Origin of the sequence: [Mycobacterium] fortunisiensis (assembly GCF_019050325.1) — a bacterium.
GTDB classification, from domain to species: Bacteria; Actinomycetota; Actinomycetes; order Mycobacteriales; family Mycobacteriaceae; genus Mycobacterium; species Mycobacterium fortunisiensis.
Genome location: NZ_VOMB01000006.1, coordinates 65497 through 86138 on the forward strand (window position 1 = coordinate 65497; position 20642 = coordinate 86138).

General features: G+C 67.1%; 21 protein-coding genes. 14 read left to right on the forward strand and 7 right to left on the reverse strand.

The window, feature by feature from the left end; genetic code table 11:
* Nucleotides 1-48: 48 nt before the first annotated feature.
* The 3 genes from fadD17 to FR943_RS04635 are packed head-to-tail and all read right to left on the reverse strand — an operon-like array spanning nt 49 to nt 3847.
* On the reverse strand, nt 49-1560 hold the full coding sequence (gene fadD17 / locus FR943_RS04625; protein WP_217155178.1) for a long-chain-fatty-acid--CoA ligase FadD17: 1512 nt from the start codon (nt 1558-1560) through the stop codon (nt 49-51).
* 2 nt (nt 1561-1562) lie between these two features.
* Nucleotides 1563-2660, reverse strand: coding sequence for an acyl-CoA dehydrogenase family protein (locus FR943_RS04630; protein ID WP_217155179.1), 1098 nt, complete (start codon nt 2658-2660; stop codon nt 1563-1565).
* A gap of 8 nt (nt 2661-2668) precedes the next feature.
* Nucleotides 2669-3847, reverse strand: a complete 1179-nt coding sequence (locus tag FR943_RS04635) for an acyl-CoA dehydrogenase family protein (protein WP_217155180.1) — start codon at nt 3845-3847, stop codon at nt 2669-2671.
* Between the two features lie 166 nt (nt 3848-4013).
* On the opposite strand from FR943_RS04635, the gene FR943_RS04640 reads away from it, so the two are divergent.
* The 12 genes from FR943_RS04640 (at nt 4014) to FR943_RS04695 (ending at nt 15974) form a co-directional block, all read left to right on the forward strand.
* Nucleotides 4014-4205 carry a ferredoxin gene (locus FR943_RS04640; RefSeq protein ID WP_036391771.1) on the forward strand — a complete coding sequence of 64 codons (192 nt, stop codon included), beginning with the start codon at nt 4014-4016 and terminating at the stop codon, nt 4203-4205.
* 66 nt (nt 4206-4271) lie between these two features.
* The gene (locus FR943_RS04645) at nt 4272-5192 is read left to right on the forward strand and encodes a 3-oxoacyl-ACP reductase (RefSeq protein WP_217155181.1); all 921 of its coding nucleotides are present in this window, start codon (nt 4272-4274) and stop codon (nt 5190-5192) included.
* A 283-nt stretch (nt 5193-5475) separates the two neighbouring features.
* Entirely contained in the window at nt 5476-6240 is a 765-nt protein-coding gene (locus FR943_RS04650) for an MlaE family ABC transporter permease (protein ID WP_217155182.1), read from the forward strand.
* Nucleotides 6241-6328: 88 nt separating this feature from the next.
* On the forward strand, nt 6329-7171 hold the full coding sequence (locus tag FR943_RS04655; protein ID WP_217155183.1) for an MlaE family ABC transporter permease: 843 nt from the start codon (nt 6329-6331) through the stop codon (nt 7169-7171).
* A gap of 15 nt (nt 7172-7186) precedes the next feature.
* Nucleotides 7187-8392 (forward strand): MCE family protein, encoded by a 1206-nt coding sequence (locus tag FR943_RS04660; RefSeq protein ID WP_217155184.1) that lies wholly within the window; start codon nt 7187-7189, stop codon nt 8390-8392.
* Between the two features lie 31 nt (nt 8393-8423).
* Nucleotides 8424-9470: an MCE family protein gene (locus tag FR943_RS04665; protein WP_217155384.1), complete on the forward strand. Its 1047-nt coding sequence runs from the start codon at nt 8424-8426 to the stop codon at nt 9468-9470.
* Nucleotides 9463-10521, forward strand: coding sequence for a virulence factor Mce family protein (locus FR943_RS04670; protein WP_217155185.1), 1059 nt, complete (start codon nt 9463-9465; stop codon nt 10519-10521). Before FR943_RS04665 ends, FR943_RS04670 begins: the two co-directional genes overlap by 8 nt.
* Nucleotides 10518-11906 (forward strand): MCE family protein, encoded by a 1389-nt coding sequence (locus FR943_RS04675; protein ID WP_217155186.1) that lies wholly within the window; start codon nt 10518-10520, stop codon nt 11904-11906. Before FR943_RS04670 ends, FR943_RS04675 begins: the two co-directional genes overlap by 4 nt.
* A gap of 71 nt (nt 11907-11977) precedes the next feature.
* Complete coding sequence (locus FR943_RS04680) at nt 11978-13099, forward strand: MCE family protein (RefSeq protein ID WP_372448079.1); 1122 nt, start codon at nt 11978-11980, stop codon at nt 13097-13099.
* Nucleotides 13100-14794, forward strand: a complete 1695-nt coding sequence (locus tag FR943_RS04685; RefSeq protein WP_217155188.1) for an MCE family protein — start codon at nt 13100-13102, stop codon at nt 14792-14794.
* The gene (locus tag FR943_RS04690) at nt 14794-15489 is read left to right on the forward strand and encodes an Rv1363c family protein (protein ID WP_217155189.1); all 696 of its coding nucleotides are present in this window, start codon (nt 14794-14796) and stop codon (nt 15487-15489) included. The genes FR943_RS04685 and FR943_RS04690 overlap by 1 nt, the downstream gene beginning before the upstream one ends.
* Nucleotides 15489-15974, forward strand: a complete 486-nt coding sequence (locus FR943_RS04695) for a mammalian cell entry protein (RefSeq protein WP_217155190.1) — start codon at nt 15489-15491, stop codon at nt 15972-15974. Before FR943_RS04690 ends, FR943_RS04695 begins: the two co-directional genes overlap by 1 nt.
* Nucleotides 15975-15987: 13 nt before the next feature.
* Here the strand turns inward: FR943_RS04695 and FR943_RS04700 are convergent, their stop codons facing one another.
* The 4 genes from FR943_RS04700 to FR943_RS04715 form a co-directional block, all read right to left on the reverse strand.
* The gene (locus FR943_RS04700) at nt 15988-17439 is read right to left on the reverse strand and encodes an alpha,alpha-trehalose-phosphate synthase (UDP-forming) (protein ID WP_217155191.1); all 1452 of its coding nucleotides are present in this window, start codon (nt 17437-17439) and stop codon (nt 15988-15990) included.
* Nucleotides 17440-17604: a hypothetical protein gene (locus FR943_RS04705; protein ID WP_217155192.1), complete on the reverse strand. Its 165-nt coding sequence runs from the start codon at nt 17602-17604 to the stop codon at nt 17440-17442.
* A 46-nt stretch (nt 17605-17650) separates the two neighbouring features.
* Nucleotides 17651-18040, reverse strand: coding sequence for an intersectin-EH binding protein Ibp1 (locus tag FR943_RS04710; protein WP_217155193.1), 390 nt, complete (start codon nt 18038-18040; stop codon nt 17651-17653).
* A gap of 200 nt (nt 18041-18240) precedes the next feature.
* Nucleotides 18241-18609 carry an intersectin-EH binding protein Ibp1 gene (locus FR943_RS04715; RefSeq protein ID WP_217155194.1) on the reverse strand — a complete coding sequence of 123 codons (369 nt, stop codon included), beginning with the start codon at nt 18607-18609 and terminating at the stop codon, nt 18241-18243.
* Nucleotides 18610-18877: 268 nt separating this feature from the next.
* On the opposite strand from FR943_RS04715, the gene FR943_RS04720 reads away from it, so the two are divergent.
* Nucleotides 18878-19786 (forward strand): enoyl-CoA hydratase, encoded by a 909-nt coding sequence (locus tag FR943_RS04720; RefSeq protein WP_217155195.1) that lies wholly within the window; start codon nt 18878-18880, stop codon nt 19784-19786.
* A 12-nt stretch (nt 19787-19798) separates the two neighbouring features.
* On the forward strand, nt 19799-20641 hold the full coding sequence (locus FR943_RS04725; RefSeq protein WP_217155196.1) for an SDR family oxidoreductase: 843 nt from the start codon (nt 19799-19801) through the stop codon (nt 20639-20641).
* Nucleotide 20642 lies beyond the last annotated feature (1 nt).

Sequence of the window (20642 nt, forward strand, 5' to 3'; positions counted from 1 at the left end):
AGTTGCCACCATAGTGTCCGGTGGCCCCGAGCAGTTCCGAATCGCGTATCAGGGCTGAATGTGCCAGACCGGATCCGGGCAGTCGGTGCCCTCGGCCGAGAGTTGCCGCTTGATCACCTTGAACGTCTCGGTGCGCGGCAGCTGGACACCGATCCGCACGTAGGACGGCCACTGTTTGGGACCCAGATCGGGTTGCTCGGCCAAGAACGCTCGGAACGCGTCGGCATCGAAATCCGATCCCGCCGCGAGCACCAGCGCGGCCATCACCTGGTCGCCCACGGCCGGATCGGGAATCGGATACACCGCAGCCTCGGTGACATCCGGGTGGCGCAACAGGATTCGTTCGATCGGTGCGGTACCGAGATTCTCGCCGTCCACCCGCATCCAGTCACCGAGCCGCCCGGCGAAGTGCGCATAGCCGGACTCGTCGAGATAGGCGAGGTCCCCGGTGTGGTACACGCCCCCGGCCATCCGGGCGGCCTCGGCGTCGGGATCGTTGTAATAGCCGCGGAACCAGCCGGCGCCGGTCGGGTTCACCAACTCGCCGATGACTCCGGGCGGGCACGGTTCACCGGTGTCGACGTCGACGATCGCCACCTGGTCGGTGAGCGGGCCCAACGCGCCTGCGGGAGTGTCGGGGGTGCGGGCGATGGCCACCCCGCCCTCGGTGGAACCGAATCCGTCGACCACGGTGACGCCGAACCGTTCGGCGAACCGGGTCAGATCGCGCGGCGCCCCCTCGTTGCCGTAGAGGATCCGCAACGGGTTGTCGGCATCGTCGGGTGCCGGCTCGGTGGCCAGGATGTAGGACAGCGGCTTGCCGACATAGTTGGCATAGGTGGCGCCGAAGCGCCGGACGTCGGGGATGAACCCCGACGCAGAGAACTTGCGCCGCAACGCAATCGACGCACCGGCGGCCACACCCACCGCCCAGCCGGCCATGATCGCGTTCGAATGGAACAGCGGCATCGACAGGTAGACGGTGTCGGCCGGGCCCAGACCGAACCGCTCGGCCAGCATCCGCCCCGGGAACGCCACCTTGTCGTGGGTGACCCGCACGGCCTTGGGGTCGCCGCTGGTTCCCGAGGTGAAGATCAGCATGAACAGGTCGTCGCCCGAGCGCTCGGCGAAGGTCACCGGGGTGCGGTGATACGACGCGAGTTCGGTTGCCCACGCCTCGGATTCGACGTCGATGTACTCCACTCCGGGCGGGACGGTCACCGACGAGTCGGCCAGCACCAGCTGGCAGTCGGCATGGGCGATGTCGCGGGCCAGGGCCGCACCCCGGCGGGTCTGGTTCAGCCCGACGGGCACCAGCCCGTCCAGGCCGGCGGCCACCAGCAGGCTGGAGAAAAATGTGGTGTTGCCGAGCAGCGCCCCGACGTGTGGAGGTTTGGAGGGATCCAACCGGGCCCGCAGCGCCGCGGCCAGCGCTGCGCCGGCGGCGATGTGATCAGCCCAGCTGACGAACGAATCCTCTTGGTAGACGCCCCGGTCGGTGACGTCGGCCAGCGGGACCAGCAGCTCGGTGACGGTCGGCGTGCCGGGTGGACCCCCCATCCCTAGACCGGGGTGTCGGCGAGTTCGCGGCCGATGCTCAGCAGCTGCCCGGTGGCTCCACTGAGATCGAACTCGGTCTGCTTGGCGGCCAGGAAGTACCGGTGCACCGGATGGTCCATGTCGATGCCGACGCCGCCGTGCACGTGCACCGCGGTGTGGGCCACCCGATGGCCGGCCTCGGCCGCCCAGAATGCCGCACTGGCCACGTCGATTCCGGCGGGCAGGTCCTCCGACAACCGCCAGGCCGCCTGGGTCAGGGTCAGCCGCAGCCCCTTGACGTCGATGTAGCCGTCGGCCAGGCGCGACGAGACGGCCTGGAAGCTGCCGATCGGCCGATCGAACTGTTCACGCTCACGGGCGTACTCCGAGGTGAGCTCCAGTGCCCGCTCGAGCACGCCGAGCTGGAATGCGGTGCGGCCCAACGCGGCATGGGTCCGCAGCCACTCGGCGGCGTCGGCCCCGCCGACAACACGGCCGGCGTCGACCGTCGTCCCCTGCAGCTCCAGGTGCCCGACACTGCCCTTGCCGGTCGTGCTCAACGTGCTCACCGTGACGCCCGGATCTGCACCGGACACCAAGAACACGGAAACGCCGGACTCGGTTTCGGCCGGCACCAGGAACGCATCGGCGATCGGCCCGTAGTGCACCTGGGTGCGGGTTCCGGTGAGCTTGTACCCGGAACCGTCCACTTGGGCCTGCACCGGGCCCTGACCCATCTCGCCGTCGAGGGCGACGGTGAGGATCTTCTCGCCTGCCACCGCGGGCTGCGCCCACTCGGTGCGCAGTTCGTCGGGCCCGAAGGCGGCCAACACACCGGCGCCCAGCACCACCGAATCCAGGTAGGGCACCGCGGCCAGTTGGCGACCCAATGCGGTCAGCACGGCAGCCTGCTCAAGCACGCCGAAACCACCGCCGCCCACGGCCTCCGGTGCCGCAGCCGAGAGCACGTCGGCCTCGATCAGCTTGGCCCACAGTTCGGCGTCGAAACGTTGCTCCAGCCCGTCGAGCTCACGCTGGCGCTCGGGGGTGCACACCGACTCGGTGATGGTGCGCACCAGGCCGCCCAGGTCGGCGGCGGCTTCAGTTGTCTTGAAATCCATGATGTCCCTTACCGGTTGACCCTGGGCAGGCCCAAGGCGACCATGCCGATGATGTCACGCTGAATCTCGTTGGTGCCGCCGCCGAAGGTCAGGATCAGCGCCGAGCGGTGGAACCGCTCGATCCGGCCGCGCAGCAGCGCGCCCTGGCTGTCCGGGCGCAGCGTGGCCGCCGTGCCCAGCACCTCCATCAACAGGCGGTACGCCTCGGTGGCCAGCTCGGTGCCGTACACCTTGGCCGCTGAGGCGTCGGCGGGGGAGGGGGCCGCGGTGGCCGAGGCCAGCTCCCAGTTGATCAGCTTGAGTACCTCGGCCTTCGCGTGCACCCGGGCCAGGTTGAGCTGCACCCACTCGGAGTCGATCAGCCGCTTGCCATGGACGTCCTTGGTGTTCTGGGCCCACTCGCGGACCCCGTCCAGCGCGACATAGATGGGCTGCGAGGACACCAGCGCGACGCGCTCGTGATTCAGCTGGTTGGTGACGAGCTTCCAGCCGGCGTTCTCCTCGCCGACCAGGTTGGTCACCGGGATCCGCACGTCCTGGTAGTAGGTGGCGCTGGTGTCCACACCGGACATGGTGTGCACCGGGGTCCAGGAGAAACCCTCGGCGGTGGTCGGCATGATCAACATGGAAATACCGCGGTGCTTCTTGGCCTCGGGGTTGGTGCGCACTGCCAGCCAGACATAGTCGGCGTAGGCGATCAGCGACGTCCACATCTTCTGGCCGTTGACCACGTAGTCATCGCCGTCGCGCACCGCGGTGGTCCGCAGCGCGGCCAGGTCGGTGCCGGCGCCCGGCTCGGAGTAGCCGATCGAGAAGTGCAGCTCGCCGGCGGCGATCTTGGGCAGGAAGAACTTCTTCTGTTCCTCGGTGCCGAAGTGCATGATCGTCGGCGCGACGCTGTTGATGGTCAGGAACGGCACCGGGGCGCCGGCGATCGCGGCCTCGTCGGTGAAGATCAGCCCGTCCATCGGCGGACGCTCCTGGCCACCGAACTCCTTGGGCCAGCTCAGCGTCAGCCAGCCGTCCTTGCCCATCTGCGCGACGGTGTCGCGGTAGACGTTGCCGCGGCCCATCTCGCCCTCGGAGGAGCTCAGTGCCTCCACCCGCTCGGGCGTCATCAGCTTGGAGAAGTACGCGCGCAATTCGCGGCGCAGCTCCTCCTGCTCGGGGGTGTAACCGATCCGCATTGCGTTGCATCCTCACTGCTTGGTAGACCTGAGTTCTCACCTGGTTGTAACACGTTCTAGTCTTATGATCCAGGCCGGTGTTTGGACTGGTATCCGTCCGGTGGGATCGTATTCTGTGGCTGCGCGACCGCAGCCCGGTCTGCGCACACGTCATGAGGAGGTCGCCATGCGAGTTGAAGTTGACCGTGATCGCTGTGAAGGCAATGCGGTGTGCGTGGGTATTGCCCCCGACCTGTTCGATCTTGACGACGACGACTACGCCGTGGTCAAGTCCGATCCGGTGCCGGCCGACCAGGAGGACCTGGCCGAGCAGTCCATCGCCGAATGCCCGCGGGCGGCTCTGATCCGCAAAGACTAGAGGCATTCATAAATTTCACCCGCGCAGGCGAGGAGCGGAAAAGATGAAGCGCACGCGAGGAGCAGAATGACCAACGACGACGCCCAGATCGATCTGTCCGGAAAGGTCGCCGTGGTCACCGGCGCGGCCGCGGGCTTGGGCCGCGCCGAGGCCATCGGCCTGGCCAAGGCCGGGGCCACCGTGGTGGTCAACGACATGGCCGGCGCGCTGGACGCCTCCGACGTGTTCGACGAGATCGCCGCCGCCGGCTCCAAAGGTGTCGCGGTGGCCGGTGACATCAGCGCGCGCGCGACGGCCGACGAGCTGGTTTCGACCGCCGACGGCCTGGGCGGCCTGGACATCGTCGTCAACAATGCCGGCATCACCCGCGACCGCATCCTGTTCAACATGAGCGACGAGGAGTGGGACGCCGTCATCGCGGTGCACCTGCGCGGCCACTTCCTGTTGACCCGCAACGCCGCCACCTACTGGCGCAACAAGGCCAAGGCCGGCGACGGCACGGTGTACGGCCGGATCATCAACACCTCCTCGGAGGCCGGTCTGTCCGGTCCGGTCGGCCAGCCCAACTACGGCGCCGCCAAAGCCGGGATCACCGCACTGACGGTGTCGGCGGCCCGGGCGCTCGGCCGGTTCGGGGTACGCGCCAATGCCATCGCGCCGCGGGCCCGCACGGCCATGACCGAAGGCGTGTTCGGCGACGCCCCGGAGCTGAGCGAGGGACAGGTCGATCCGCTGTCCACCGACCACGTCGTCACGCTGGTGCGATTCCTGGCTTCGCCCGCATCCGAAGCAGTGAACGCTCAGCTGTTCATCGTCTATGGTCCAACTGTCACGTTGGTCGCGCCGCCCACAGCAGAGAAGCACTTCACCGCGGACTCCTCTGCCTGGAACCCGGCCGATCTCAGCGGGACACTGCACGACTACTTTGCTGATCGTGACCCGGAGCGTGGATTCTCGGCGACGGAGCTGATGGGTTCACGAGACTGACGGTCTCGTTGGCCGCCGCGCAGACGCGGTAGAACGTGTTGCAGTAATGGCTCGCGTCCACAGGTAATGAGCAGGGAAAACCGCGGGTGGAACCAGGGTTTTGAATTCTTTGACACTGCGAACATGTTCTAGTTACTATGATCCGGCTCACTAAGAGCAGAGTAAGACCCAGGGGTGGGGTGGCAGCCGTGACGAGCGGCCGCCGTATTTTCGCTAGCGCGAATTTCCGCGAAAGCCCGCACCTCTTGAGAACCACCCAGTACGTACGAGAACGGAGCCAAGGTTGATCGAACAGCTTGCGGTTCCGGCCCGGGCCGTGGGCGGTTTCGTCGAGATGTCCTTGGACACGTTCGCCAAGATCTTCCGCCGGCCGTTCCAGTTCAAGGAATTCCTGGATCAAACCTGGATGATCGCCCGGGTGTCACTGGTGCCGACCCTGCTGGTCGCCATCCCGTTCACCGTGCTGGTCGCGTTCACCCTCAACATCCTGCTGCGCGAGATCGGTGCCGCCGACCTGTCCGGTGCCGGCACCGCCTTCGGCACCATCACCCAGCTCGGTCCGGTGGTGACGGTGCTGGTCGTGGCCGGCGCCGGCGCCACCGCGATCTGCGCCGATCTGGGCGCGCGCACCATCCGCGAAGAGATCGACGCCATGCGGGTGCTCGGCATCGATCCGATCCAGCGCCTGGTGGTGCCCCGCGTGCTGGCCTCCACCTTCGTGGCGCTGCTGCTCAATGGTCTGGTCTGCGCGATCGGCCTGGCCGGCGGCTACGTGTTCTCGGTGTTCCTGCAAGGCGTGAACCCCGGTGCGTTCATCAACGGGCTGACCGTGCTGACCGGTCTCGGTGAGCTCGTGCTGGCCGAAATCAAGGCGCTGTTGTTCGGCGTGGTGGCCGGCCTGGTCGGCTGCTACCGCGGGTTGACCGTCAAAGGAGGCCCGAAAGGTGTCGGCAACGCGGTGAACGAAACAGTGGTCTATGCCTTCATCTGTCTGTTCGTGATCAACGTGATCATGACGGCGGTCGGCGTTCGGGTGCTCGTCCGATGAGCGCTTGCGCGAAGAGCCATGATCCGATGAGCGCTTGCGCGAAGAGCCATGATCCGATGAGCGCTTGCGCGAAGAGCCGAGGACTCCGATGAGTTATGACGCCACGCTCCGCTTCCGCCGGATGTTCCGCGGGGTGCCCAAGATCGTCGACAACGTCGGCGAGCAGGCGCTGTTCTACGGCGAGACCATTCGATACCTGCCCAACGCGCTCAACCGGTACCGCAAGGAGACCATCCGCCTGGTCGCCGAGATGACCATGGGCGCGGGCGCCCTGGTGATGATCGGCGGCACCGTGGGCGTCGCGGCCTTCCTCACCCTGGCCTCCGGCGGTGTGATCGCGGTGCAGGGCTACTCGTCGCTGGGCAACATCGGTATCGAGGCCCTGACCGGCTTCCTGTCGGCATTCCTCAACGTGCGCATCGTGGCACCGGTGATCGCCGGCATCGCCCTGGCCGCCACGATCGGCGCCGGCGCCACCGCCCAGCTCGGTGCGATGCGGGTGGCCGAGGAGGTCGACGCCGTCGAAGCGATGGCCGTGCACGCGGTGTCCTATCTGGTGTCGACCCGCCTGCTGGCCGGTCTGATCGCAATCGTGCCGCTGTACTCACTGTCGGTGCTGGCCGCCTTCTTCGCCGCGCGGTTCACCACCGTGTTCATCAACGGCCAGTCCGCCGGGCTCTACGACCACTACTTCAACACCTTCCTGATACCCAGCGACCTGCTGTGGTCGTTCCTGCAGGCCATCGTGATGGCGATCGCGGTGATGCTGGTGCACACCTACTACGGCTACAACGCGTCGGGCGGGCCGGTCGGCGTCGGGATTGCGGTCGGTCAGGCCGTGCGCACCTCGCTGATCGTCGTCGTCACCATCACCCTGTTCATCTCCCTGGCCGTGTACGGCGCGTCCGGCAACTTCAACCTTTCCGGGTAGGTGGCAGGAACTTCTATGTCAGACGGAAACTCCAAGCACCGCCGGCATGTCCGGATCGCGGCCGCGATCCTGGCGGCGATCGTGGCGGCCGCGGTGATCTTCACCTACCTCTCCTACACGGCCGCTTTCACGCCGACGGAGACGGTGAGCCTGACCGCGCCGCGGGCCGGCCTGGTGATGGAACGCGACGCCAAGGTGAAGTACCGGGGCATCCAGGTCGGCAAGGTCACCGACATCGAGTACGCCGGCAACGAGGCGAAGCTGACGTTGTCGATCAAACGCGGCGAGATGCGTTACATCCCGGCCAACGCCACCGTGCGGATCGCGGGCAACACGATCTTCGGTGCGAAGTCGGTGGAGTTCCTGCCGCCGACGGAACCCGACTCGAAGTCGTTGCGCCCGGGCAGCACCGTGGCGGCCAAGGACGTCCAGCTTGAGGTCAACACCCTTTTCCAGACGCTGTCGGATGTGCTCAACAAAATCGACCCGGTCAGCCTGAACGCCACCCTGACCGCACTCGGCGAGGGCCTGCGTGGCAACGGTGACAACCTGGGTGCCGCCTTGAGCGGGCTCAACAGCTATCTGGGACAGGTCAATCCGAAGTTGCCGACGTTGCAGGACGACTTCGCCAAGGCCGCTGCGGTGACCAACATCTACGGCGATGCCGCACCGGATCTGGCCCGGGTGATCGACAACGCGCCGGCCCTGAGCCAGACCATCGTCGACGAGAAGACCAACCTGAACGCCGCTCTGCTGGCCGCGACCGGGCTGGCCAACAACGGCACGGCCACCCTGCAGCCGGCCGCCGATGACTACATTGCCGCCGTGCAGCGGCTGCGGGCCCCACTGCAGGTGGCCGGTGAGTACTCGCCGGAGTTCGGCTGCATCCTCAAGGGCACCGCCAACGCGGTGGACCGGTTCGCCCCGATCATCGGTGGTATCCGTCCCGGCCTGTTCGTGTCGTCGAACTTCCTGCCCGGCTCCCCGGCCTACACCTACCCGGAGAGCCTGCCGATCGTGAACGCCTCCGGCGGCCCCAACTGCCGCGGGTTGCCCGAGGTGCCGTCCAAGCAGTTCGGCGGCAGCTGGTACCACTCGCCGTTCCTGGTGACCGACAACGCCTACATCCCGTTCCAGCCGAACACCGAGGTGCAGTTCGACGCGCCGGCGACCCTGCAATTCCTGTTCAACGGTGCGTTTGCGGAAAGAGACCGGTTCTGATGACGAACGCTTGCGTGAGGAATCGACACTGATGGCCGCGGGTGCGCGTCCTGATCGGACCATGCTCAAAGTCAGCATCTTCACCATCGCCATGCTGTTGGTGGCGGCGATGCTGGTGGTGGTGTTCGGTGAATTCCGATTCGCCTCGACCAACAGCTACCACGCCACGTTCAGTGAGGCCTCGCGGCTCAAGGCCGGTCAGGACGTCCGCATCGCGGGCGTCCCGGTCGGCACCGTGCACGCGGTGAAGCTCAACTCGGACAACACCGTCGACGTGGCGTTCGACGTCAACAAGCGCTACCAGCTGTACTCCTCGAGCCAGGCCAAGGTGCGCTACGAGAACCTGGTGGGTGACCGCTACCTGGAGATCACCTCGGGCCCAGGCGAATTGCGCAAGCTGCGCCCCGGCGACACCATCCCGCAGCAGCGCACCCAACCGGCCCTGGATCTCGACGCGTTGCTCGGCGGCCTGCGCCCGGTGCTCAAAGGCCTGGACGGGAACAAGGTCAACGAGATCTCCAACGCGGTGATCGAGATGCTGCAGGGACAGGGCGGCGCGCTGGCGAACATGTTGACCAGCACCAGTGCGTTCACCCAGAACCTGGCCGCGCGGGATCAACTGATCGGTGACGTGATCACCAACCTCAACACCGTGCTGGGCACGGTGGACGAGAAGGGCGCCCAGTTCGACTCCAGCGTCGACGAATTGCAGAAGCTGATCACCGGGCTCGCCGAAGGACGTGACCCGATCGCCGGTGCCATCGGGCCGCTGGCGTCGGCCGAGAACGACCTGACCGAGATGCTGGAGACGTCGCGGCGACCGGTGCAGGGCGTCATCGAGAACGCGCGCCCGCTGGCGCAGCGGCTCGACGAGCGCAAGGGCGATGTCAACAAGGTGATCGAACCGCTCGCGGAAAACTACCTGCGGCTCAACGCACTCGGCGCCTACGGCTCGTTCTTCAACATCTTCTACTGCTCGGTCCGCCTGAAGATCAACGGACCTGCCGGCAGCGACATTCTGGTTCCGTTCGGCGGTCCGCCGGATCCGTCCAAGGGGAGGTGTTCAGAGGATGGCTAGGGTCGAGCGCGACACGGCGCTGCGGACCGGGATCTTCGGGATCGTCCTGGTGGCGTGCGTGGTGCTGGTGTCGTTCGGATACACCGGGTTGCCGTTCTTCCCGCAGGGCAAGCCGTACGAGGCGTACTTCAGCGACGCCGGCGGCATCGACCCGGGCAACGATGTCAACGTCTCCGGCATCACCGTCGGCAAGGTCACCGGGGTGGCCCTGGCCGGTGACACCGCCAAGGTGAGTTTCACCGTGGACCGCAACGTCAAGGTCGGCGATCAATCGCTGGTGGCGATCAAGACCGACACCGTGCTGGGGCAGAAGTCGCTGTCGGTGACCCCCAAGGGTGCCGGTTCCTCGACCGTTATCCCGTTGGGGCGCACCACCACTCCGTACACCCTCAACACGGCGCTGCAGGATCTCGGACAGAACGTCGGCGAGTTGGACAAGCCGCGTTTCGAACAGGCACTGCAGACGCTGACCGACACGCTGCGGGACGCCACCCCGCAGCTGCGCGGTGCCCTGGACGGGGTGGCCAACCTGTCGCGCAGCATCAACAAGCGCGACGAGGCCCTGGAAGGGTTGCTGGGCCACGCCAAGCGGGTGTCGGACCTGCTGGCCGCCCGGGCCGGGCAGGTCAACCAGCTGGTGACCGACGGCAACCAGTTGTTCGCCGCGCTCGACGAGCGCAGGCAGGCGCTGAGCAATCTGATCGCCGGCATCGACGATGTGTCGCGGCAACTTTCGGGTTTCGTGGCCGACAACCGGCGTGAGTTCAAGCCGGCGCTGGAGAAGCTGAACCTGGTGATGGACAACCTGTTGGAGCGCCGCGAGCACATCGGCGAGGCGCTCAAGCGGCTGCCGCCGTATGCCACCGCGCTCGGTGAGGTGGTCGCCAACGGCCCCGGCTTCAACATCAACCTGTACGGTCTGCCGCCGGCGGCCATCTCGGAAGTTCTGCTCGACACCTACTTCCAGCCGGGCAAGCTGCCCGACAGCCTCTCCGACATGTTGCGCGGATACATTTCCGAGCGGGTAATCGTTAGGCCGAAATCGCCATGACCCAACACAATTCGGAATCCGTACGCTCCCGCTGGGTGCGGATCGCCCTGGCCGCGCTGCTGCTGGTGACGCTGGCGGTGGGGGTGTACCAGGTGTGGCCGTCGCGCACCGGCCCGAAACTGACCGCTTACTTCACCAACGCGGTCGGGCTCTACCCGGGGGACGAGGTGCGCATCGTCGGTGTGCCGGTCGGCACCATCGATTCGATCGAACCGCGCCCGTCGGATGTGAAGATCGAGATGACCCTGGACCGCGGCATCAAGGTGCCCGCGGACGCCAAGGCGCTGATCATCTCGCCCAACCTGGTCGCGGCCCGGTTCATCCAGTTGACCCCGGCCTACACCGAGGGCGACGTGATGGCCGACGGTGCCTCGATCGGGCTGGACCGCACCGGCGTCCCGGTCGAGTGGGACGAGGTCAAAGAGCAACTGACCCAGCTCAGTTCGCAACTCGGGCCGCAGGCCAATTCGGTCCAGGGGCCGGTCGCGCAGTTCGTCGACCAGGCGGCCGCCACGTTCGACGGCAACGGCGACTCCTTCCGCAATGCGCTGCGCGAGTTGTCCCAGACCGCAGGCCGACTCGGTGATTCCCGCACCGACCTGTTCGGCACCGTGCGCAACCTGCAGATCCTGGTCGAGGCGCTGTCCAACAGCAACGAGCAGATCGTGCAGTTCACCAACCACGTGGCCTCGGTGTCACAGGTGCTGGCCGACAGCTCCAGCGGTCTGGACCAGACGTTGTCCACGCTGAACCAGGCGCTGTCCGACGTCCGCGGCTTCCTCAACGAGAGCAACGACGCGTTGATCGCACAGGTGGGCAAGCTCGCCGATTTCACCCAGATCCTCACCGATCACAGTGACGACATCGAACAGATCCTGCACATCACGCCCAACGGCCTGGCCAACTTCTACAACATCTACAACCCGGCTCAGGGCACCGTCGGTGGCCTGCTGTCGCTGCCGAACTTCGCCAACCCGGTGCAGTTCGTCTGCGGTGGCACGTTCGACACCGGTTCGAACCCGGACAACTTCAAGCGCGCCGAGATCTGCCGCCAGCGGATGGGCCCGGTGCTGCGACGCATCACGATGAACTACCCGCCGGTGCTGTTCCACCCGGTCAACAGCATCACCGCCTACAAGGGGCAGATCATCTACGACACCCCCGAGACCGAGGCCAAGTCGGAAACTCCGGTGCCGTACCTGCAGTGGCAGAACGCCCCCGGCGTCACCCCGCCGCAGATTCCGCCGGACGCCACGCTGAGCTCGCTGGTCCTGCCGCCGGATGCGCCCGCGCCGGCTCCCGGGGCCGGCGTCGGTCCGGCACCCGGACCCGCGGCGGCACCTGAGCCCGCACCCGCACCTGCCGAGGCTGGTGCCGGCGGATGACGAGGGGTAAAGCATTGAGGGGTAAGGCATCTCGGCTCGGCGGCCGGACGCTGGCGATCGGCAGCGGGGCGATGCTGCTGACCGGCTGTCAATTCGGCGGGCTCAACTCGCTGAACATGCCCGGCACCGCCGGCCACGGCTCCGGGTCGTACACGATCACCGTGCAGCTGCCCGACGTGGCGACGCTGCCGCAGAACTCACCGGTGATGGTCGACGACGTCACGGTGGGCAGTGTCTCCGGTGTGGACGCCATGCAGCGTCCGGACGGCACCTTCTACGCGGCCGTCCAGCTCTCGCTCGACGGTGATGTCAAGCTCCCCGCGAATGCCGTTGCCCGCGTTGCCCAGACCTCGCTGCTGGGGTCGCAGCACGTCGAGCTGCTCGAACCGCTCGACGAGCAGCCGCAGGGGCAGCTGCGCGATGGCGCCACCGTCACGCCGGCGGCGGACGGCCGGTACCCGACCACCGAGGAAGTGCTGTCCTCGCTGGGCATGGTGGTCAACAAGGGCAATCTCGGTGCGCTGCAGGACATCACCGACGAGGTCTACGCGGCGGTGGCCGGGCGGTCCGGGACCTTCGCCGAGCTGATCCCGCGCCTGGCCGAGCTGACCGCTTCGCTGGACCAGCAGACCAACGACATCATCGCGGCCGCCGACGGACTCAACCGGTTCGCCTCGATCCTCGCGCGCAGCAAGGACAATCTGGGCCGCACGCTCGACACGCTGCCCGGCGCGCTGAAGGTGCTCAACGACAACCGCTCCAACATCGTGGAGGCGTTCACCGCGCTGCGCGGCTTCGCCGAGGTGGGCTCAAAGATCCTGTCGCAGACCAAGGAAGACTTCGCCGCGGACTTCAAGGACCTGTACCCGGTGATCAAGGCGTTCAACGACAATGCCGACGATTTCATCAAGGACCTGGAGTTCCTGCCGACGTTCCCGTTCCACTACAAGTACCTGCGCAGCGCGGTGCGCGGTGACTATCTGAACGTGTTCGTGACCTTTGACCTGACCCTGCGCCGGTTCGGCGAATCCGTCTTCACGACCGGCGGATTCGACCCGAACATGAAGCATCTCAGTGAAGTGATCAACCCACCGGACTTCCTGACCGGGGCGATGGCCAACCTGTCGGGGCAGGCCGCCGACCCGTTCAAGATCCCGGCCGGCACCGCCACCCAGCACGAGGAGAAGCCGTAGATGATCGACCGGCTGACCCGTATGCAATTGATGATCTTCGGGGTCGTCACCGTCCTGACCGTGGGTGCGATCTCGCTGTTCTATCTGCACCTGCCGGCTGCGGTGGGCATCGGCACCTATCACGTCAAGGCCAACTTCCTGGCCGGCGGCGGTATCTACGAGAACGCCAACGTCACCTACCGTGGCGTGACGGTGGGCCGCGTGGAGTCCGTGGGCCTGGCGCCCGACGGCGTGGTGGCCCGGATGCAGCTGAACAGCTCCACGTCCATCCCGCAGAACGTCACCGCCACCGTCAAGAGTGTCTCGGCGGTCGGTGAGCAGTACATCGACCTCGTCCCGCCAGAATCGCCGTCGACGGACAAGCTGCGCAACGGTGCCACGATCGACCAGGCCAACACCCGCGTCGGTCAGGACATCGCCGGCCTGCTGCACGAGGCCGACACACTGGTCGACAGCATCGGCAACAGCCGCTTGCAGGACCTGCTGCGCGAGACATTCAAGGCGTTCAACGGATCCGGCCCCGAACTCGCGCGCCTGCTCGAATCCTCGAGGCTGTTGATCGACGAGGCCAACGCCAGTGCCGGGCAGACCACTCAGCTGATCGACCAGGCCGGGCCGTTCCTGGAAGCGCAGATGCGCAGCGGGGACAACATCCGCGCCCTGGCCGACGGGCTGGCCCGGTTCACCGGTGAGGTGAACAAGGCGGACCCGCAGCTGCGCACCACGCTGAAGACGGTGCCCGGTGCCACCGAGGCGGCCAACACCGCGTTCTCCGGTATCCGCCCGACGTTCCCGGTGCTGGCCGCCAACCTGGCCAACTTCGGCCGCATCGGCGTGATCTACCGCAAATCGCTGGAGCAGGCACTGGTGATCTTCCCGGCCCTGATGGCGGCACTGAACACGGTGGCCGGCGGTGTCCCCACCGACGAGGGCGGCAAGCTCGACTTCAAGATCGACCTTGGTGATCCGCCGCCGTGCCTGACCGGTTTCGTCCCGTCGACCCAGATCCGGTCACCGGCCGACACCACCCTGCGTGAACTGCCCGGGGACCTGTACTGCAAGACCGCGCAGAACGACCCCGCGGTGGTCCGCGGCGCCCGCAACTACCCGTGCCAGGAATTCCCCGGTAAGCGCGCGCCCACGGTCCAGCTGTGCCGCGATCCCAAGGGGTACGTCCCGCTGGGCAGCAATCCCTGGCGCGGCCCGCCGGTGCCGTACGGAACGCCCATCGAGGACGGGCGCAACATCCTGCCGCCCAACAAGTTCCCGAACATCCCACCGCAGGTCGATCCGGATCCGGGACCGCCGGTGGTGCAGCTGCCGCCGGGGGTCGAACCCGGGCCGGGGCCGGCGCCGCACGCGCCGTTCCCGCTGCCGGTGCCGCCGAACAAGCCGGGGCCGCCTCCGCCGCCGTGGCCTTACTTCGCGCCGCCGGACCAGATCGTTCCGCCGTACGGCCGGACGCCTCCGGGCGCACCCGAAGCGGCACCGGCACCACAAGCTCCGGCTCCGGATGCGCCGTTGCCGGCCGAGGCACCACCTCTGGCCAGCGCACCCGAGGTGGGCACCTACGATCAGCACAGTGGGGTTTTCACTGACGCCGACGGAGGCACCGCTGTGTACGCAGCCGGCGCCGACGATCTGGCACCCGCGGAAACCTGGGTAGACCTGATGCTGGATCCAAGGCAGGCTTGATGACCGAAGAAGCGGCCTCGAAATCGAGGCCCGCGCGTAGGCGCGCGTCCAGGGCGGCCGGCCCGACCGGGGCCGCACCCGCCGTAGAGGTGACCACCGCCCCGGTGGCCGCCGATTCTGCGACCGCGGCCAGGACGGCCAAGGGGACGGCCACCGTCAAGGCGCCGCCACGGCGCCGGGCCCACCTCGGCCTGGTGGCGCTGGTGGCGGCGGTGGTGCTGGGCCTGGCGACCGCCACGCTGGGCGTGCTGGCCTATGTGATGAACGATCAGCAACGTGCGGTGGAAGACACGCAGGCCCGCAAGGAGCGTTTCGTCGACACCGGCAAGCAGACCGTCGTCAACATGTTCAGCTACACGCAGGACACGATCGACGAGAGCGTCACCCGGTTCATCGACGGCACCAGCGGGCCCCTGCGCGACATGATGAGTCAGGGCAACAACGCCGACAACCTCAAGGCGTTGTTCCGCGACACCCAGGCCAGCTCGGAGGCCGTGGTCAACGGCGCGGCCCTGGAGGACGTGGACGAGATCGCCCGCAACGCGTCCGTGCTGGTGGCGGTCCGCGTCACCGTCACCGACCTGGACGGTGTCAACGCCCCGACCCGGCCGTACCGGCTGCGGGTGATCGTGCACGAGGACGACAACGGGCACATGACCGGCTACGACCTCAAGTACCCCGACGGTGGAAACTGATGCGCGCGAAACTCACCACCCTGCTGATCGGCCTGTTGGCCGTGGCCTTTGTCGCGTTGGCCGCGGTCGGCGGATCGCTGTACTGGAACCACGTGCTCCAGCGCGGCCAGCAGATCGCCAGGGACACCCTGCCGGGCCTGGCCGCCCAGCAGATCCCCAAGGTGTTCGGCTACGACTATCAGACTGTCGAGCGCAGCCTGATGGAGACGTACCCGATGCTTGCCCCGGATTTCCGGCACCAGTTCGAACAGGACGCCACCGCCAAGGTGATTCCCGAGGCCCGCAAGCGTCAACTCGTGGTGCAGATCAACGTCGTCGGTGTCGGCGTGATGTCCGTCGAGCGGGAGTCCGGATCGGTGCTGGTCTACATGAACCGCACGGTCACCGGAAAATCCCGGGAACCGCTGTATGACGGCAGCCGGCTGCGCGTCGACTACCGCAAGTTCGGCAACGACTGGCTGATCAGCGCGATCAAGCCGATTTAGCCTGGGCCAACGCTCAGGCTGAATGCGCGCTTGCCAGCGCGGCCAGGAAGGCGCGCGCCCAGCGGTCCACGTCGTGCGCCAGCACCTGGCGGCGCAGCGCACGCATCCGCCGCCGGCCCTCTTCCGGGGTCTGGTTCAGCGCCGCTTCGATGGCATCTTTGACGCCTTCGAGATGGTGCGGGTTGGTCAGGTAGGCCTGGCGCAGCTCGGCGGCCGCACCGGTGAACTCCGACAGCACCAGGGCGCCGCCGAGGTCGCTGCGGCAGGCCACGTACTCCTTGGCCACCAGGTTCATCCCGTCCCGCAGCGGGGTGACCAGCATGACGTCGGCCGCGACGAAGAACGCGATCAGCTCGTCCCGCGGTACCGGGCGGTGCAGGTAGTGCACCACCGGGTGGCCGACCTCGCCGTACTCCCCGTTGATGTGCCCGACCTGGCGTTCGATGTCCTCGCGCATCGCCTTGTAGCTCTCGACGCGTTCCCGGCTGGGGGTGGCCAGCTGGACCAGGACGGTGTCGTCGCGTTTGACCCGGTGTTCCTGCAGTAACTCGGAGAATGCGTGCAGCCGGACGTCGATGCCCTTGGTGTAGTCGAGCCGGTCGACACCCAGCAGGATCTTGCGCGGGTTGCCGAGTTCGGAGCGGATCTGCCGGGCCCGTTGCCGGATGCTGCGGTTGCGGGCCTTGGCGTCCAGATCGGCCGAGTCGATCGAGATGGGGAAGGCGCCGACCGTGACGGTGCGGAACCCGTAGGAGATCTCGCCGAAGCGGGACCGGACCCCGATGGAGGCGCGCGTGGTGTTGGCGCCGACCAGCCGGCGGGCCAGGACCAGGAAGTTCTGGGCGCCGCCGGGGAGATGGAAGCCGACCAGGTCGGCTCCGAGCAGGCCTTCGACGATCTCGGTGCGCCATGGCATCTGCATGAACAGTTCGACCGGCGGGAACGGGATGTGCAGGAAAAAGCCGATGGTGACATCGGGACGCAGCATGCGCAGCATCTTGGGGACGAGCTGCAGCTGGTAATCCTGGATCCACACGGTGGCGCCGGGGGCGGCGGCCTGCGCGGTGGCTTCGGCGAACCGGCGGTTCACCTCGACGTAGCTGTCCCACCACTCGCGGTGGTACTCGGGCTTGACGATGAGGTCGTGGTAGAGCGGCCACAACGTGGCGTTGGAGAACCCCTCGTAGTAGTTCGCGACGTCCTGCGCGGACAACGGCACCGGGTAGAGCTGCAACCCTTCCTCGACGAGGGGACCCTCGTCGGCGTCGGGAATGCCGGCCCAGCCGATCCACGCCCCGCGGCGCTTGCGCAGCAGTGGCTCAAGTGCCGTGACCAGGCCACCGGGGCTGCGTTTCCAGGTTGTGCTGCCGTCCGGCAACCGCTCCATGTCGATCGGCAGCCGGTTGGCCACCACGACGAAGTCGGAGTTACCGGAGGCGACCCCGGGGCCGCCTTCCGGTCTCATTTACGCCTCGTTTTTCGAGGGCCCAATGCCGAGCATGGACAGGAACATCCGGCACTCGTCAGCGTCGGTGGCGTACGTTGCGACAACGCGGCGGGCCTGGCTGGCGGTGCTGTCGGCGAGCGGCTCGACGTCGTCGATGTCGGCGTGATCAGTTTTCGCGGGCATGAGGACAACTGTAAGCGACCGGGTCGAGCCCGGTCGCCGCATGCTGTCAACCGATGTGGCCGGTCACGGTCGGGCTGCTGCCGACGCTCGAACGCGGAACCGCTTGCGGTCCCTCGGACTGAGCCTCCTCGGCCAGGCCGATGCACTCGCCCGAGTTGGCGCCGGTGCAGGGGATGGCTCCGCCGCCGCCGGGCAGGTTCACCGCCGGCAGGTTGGGGTTGCCCGGGATGCTGCTGAACGGGGCGGGGGAGTTGGGCACGGTGTGCGGAACGCAGGTGCCGGTGTAGAGGTCTTCTTCTTCGCCCGAGGGGCAGGCGATCGCCGGGCTGGACGACGTGGGTACGGCGAGCAGGGTGATCGCCGGTGCGGCGGCCGCTGCGACCGTGAATCCGCAAGCCAGGATCAGTCGTCGCATGGAGGTCGGGAAGGTCGCCATCGTCACGCTTTCTCTAGTTATTCGGTTGTTCCGTCGGCTGCGAGTCTAAGGACCCTGAGAGGGTTCTGCATCAGTTCTTCGAGGTAGCTGAGAGTGACGCGTGACGGCGGGAGAAAGCGGGCACCACGAATCGTGGGCTGTCGATGGGGAAAGGTTGTCCGACTCGGCGCCGGATGTGTGAGTTCGCGGGCGCGGTCTGGTCAGCCGATGTGGCCGGTGACCGTCGGGCTGCTGCCCACGGTTGACTGCGGTACCGGCTGAGGGCCCTGGGCCTGTTGTTCTTCGGCCAGACCTATGCATTCGCCGGAATTGGCGCCCGTGCACGGGATGCCGTCGATCTTCGGCAGCTGGTTGGGTGCGGAGCTGAATTCCGGGGAGTTGGGCACCAGATCCGGGACGCAGGTACCGGTGTAGGTGTCTTCGGATTCACCGTTGGGGCAGGCGGCCAGCGGCGTCGCGGGTGCGGACGGGGCCAGGCCGGCAGTGCCGGTTGCGACGGCCAGGCTGACGCCGGCAGCGCAGACGAGGCGACGCGCGACGTGCGGTGAGTTGGTCCCTGAAATCACCATTGCCGGTACCGTCCCTTCGCCTGCTCGAATGTTTGCTGCATGATCGGTAACACACCCCGGGGGTGGGGCATTTCCGGCGTCGTTATCCAACTCGGATAGCACTCTCCACAAGGTTAAACCGCGCGATGAACGGCCTGACTCCGGGTGTCGCGACGGCACTGCTGTGAAGCTGCTGGACGGTAGCTGTGGTCCCGGTGTGAGGCGCGTTACGCGATACACGTAATGTGCAGTTCGTAACTTACTTACCCTGCCTAAGAGGTGGTCAGACATGGTCGGTTCCGATGACGCAGCCCGTCAGGTCGAATACGAGACACTCGATGAAGGACGCATCGCCCGGATCTGGCTGAACCGTCCGAACGCGCAGAACGCTCAGTCGCGGACGCTGCTGGTGCAGCTCGACGAGGCGTTCGGCCGGGCCGAGGCCGATGACGCGGTCCGAGTGGTGATCCTGGCGGCCCGCGGCAAGAACTTCTCCGCCGGCCATGACCTCGGTTCGGAGGAGGCGCTGGCCGAACGTGAGCCGGGCCCGGGCCAGCACCCGACATTCCGTGGCTACGGCGCCACGGCTGCCGGGGTGGCCGAACGAACCTACTTGCAGGAGTGGCACTTCTACTTCGAGAACACCCGACGCTGGCGAGATCTGCGCAAGATCACCATCGCCCAGGTCCAGGGCAACGCGATCTCCGCGGCGCTGATGCTGATCTGGGCCTGCGACCTGATCGTGGCCGCCGACGACGCCAAGTTCAGCGATGTCGTCGGCGTCCGGATGGGAATGCCGGGTGTCGAGTACTACGCCCACCCATGGGAATTCGGTGCCCGCAAGGCCAAAGAGCTACTGCTGACCGGTGATTCGATCGACGCCGACGAGGCGTACCGGTTGGGCATGGTGTCCAAGGTCTTCGCGCGCGACGAACTCGAAGACAAGACACTGGACTTCGCCCGGCGCATCGCCGACCGTCCGACCATGGCCGCCCTGCTGGTCAAGGATTCGGTCAACGCGGCCAGCGACGCGATGGGCTTCACCGAGGCGCTGCGGCATGCCTTCCACATCCACGAACTCGGGCACGCACACTGGGCATCGGCCAACGAGAACCGCTGGCCGGTCGGCATGCCGCCGGATGTGCCGGACTGGCGCACCCTCGGCGCCCCGAAGCCGGCCCGGCGCGACGTACCGTAAGGGAGCAGGTCGATGGAACTGTCGTTGACGGACCGCACCTACCTGGTCACCGGTGGCGGAAGCGGGATCGGCAAAGGTGCCGCGGCGGCCATCGTCGCCGCCGGTGGCAATGCCCTGCTGGTCGGCCGCAACGCCGACAAGCTCAGCGCCGCCGTCGAAGAATTGAACGCCGGACTCGGCCCCGATGCGGATTCGGTGCGTTACCACCCCGCCGATGTGACCGACGAGGACGAGGTGCGCGCCGCGGTGGATGCGGCCACGGCCTGGCACGGCCGGCTGCACGGTGTGGTGCACAGCGCCGGTGGCTCGCTGACCATCGGCCCGATCACCCAGATCGACTCCGAACTGTGGCGCCAGACCGTCGATCTGAACGTCAACGCCACGATGTATCTGATCAAGCACGCGGGCCGCGAGATGGTCCGCGGCGGTGGCGGCTCGTTCGTCGGCATCTCCTCGATCGCGTCGAGCAACACCCATCGGTGGTTCGGCGCCTACGGCGTGAGCAAAGCCGCGTTCGACCATCTGCTCAAACTGGCCGCCGACGAACTCGGGCCGTCCTCGGTGCGGTTCAACAGCATTCGCCCCGGCCTGACCCGCACCGAGATGGTCGGACCGATCTTCGAGCTCCCGGCCGCCCGCGAGGACTACGAGGCCTGCACGCCGATGCCGCGGTTCGGTGAGGTCTCCGACATCGCCAACCTGGCGGTCTTCCTGCTCAGCGACGCCTCCGGCTGGATCACCGGACAGGCCATCGGTGTCGACGGCGGGCATGCGCTGCGCCGCGGCCCCGACATCTCGGGAATGCTGGAACCGCTCTACGGTGCCGACGGTCTGCGTGGCGTGGTCGCCGAGTAGG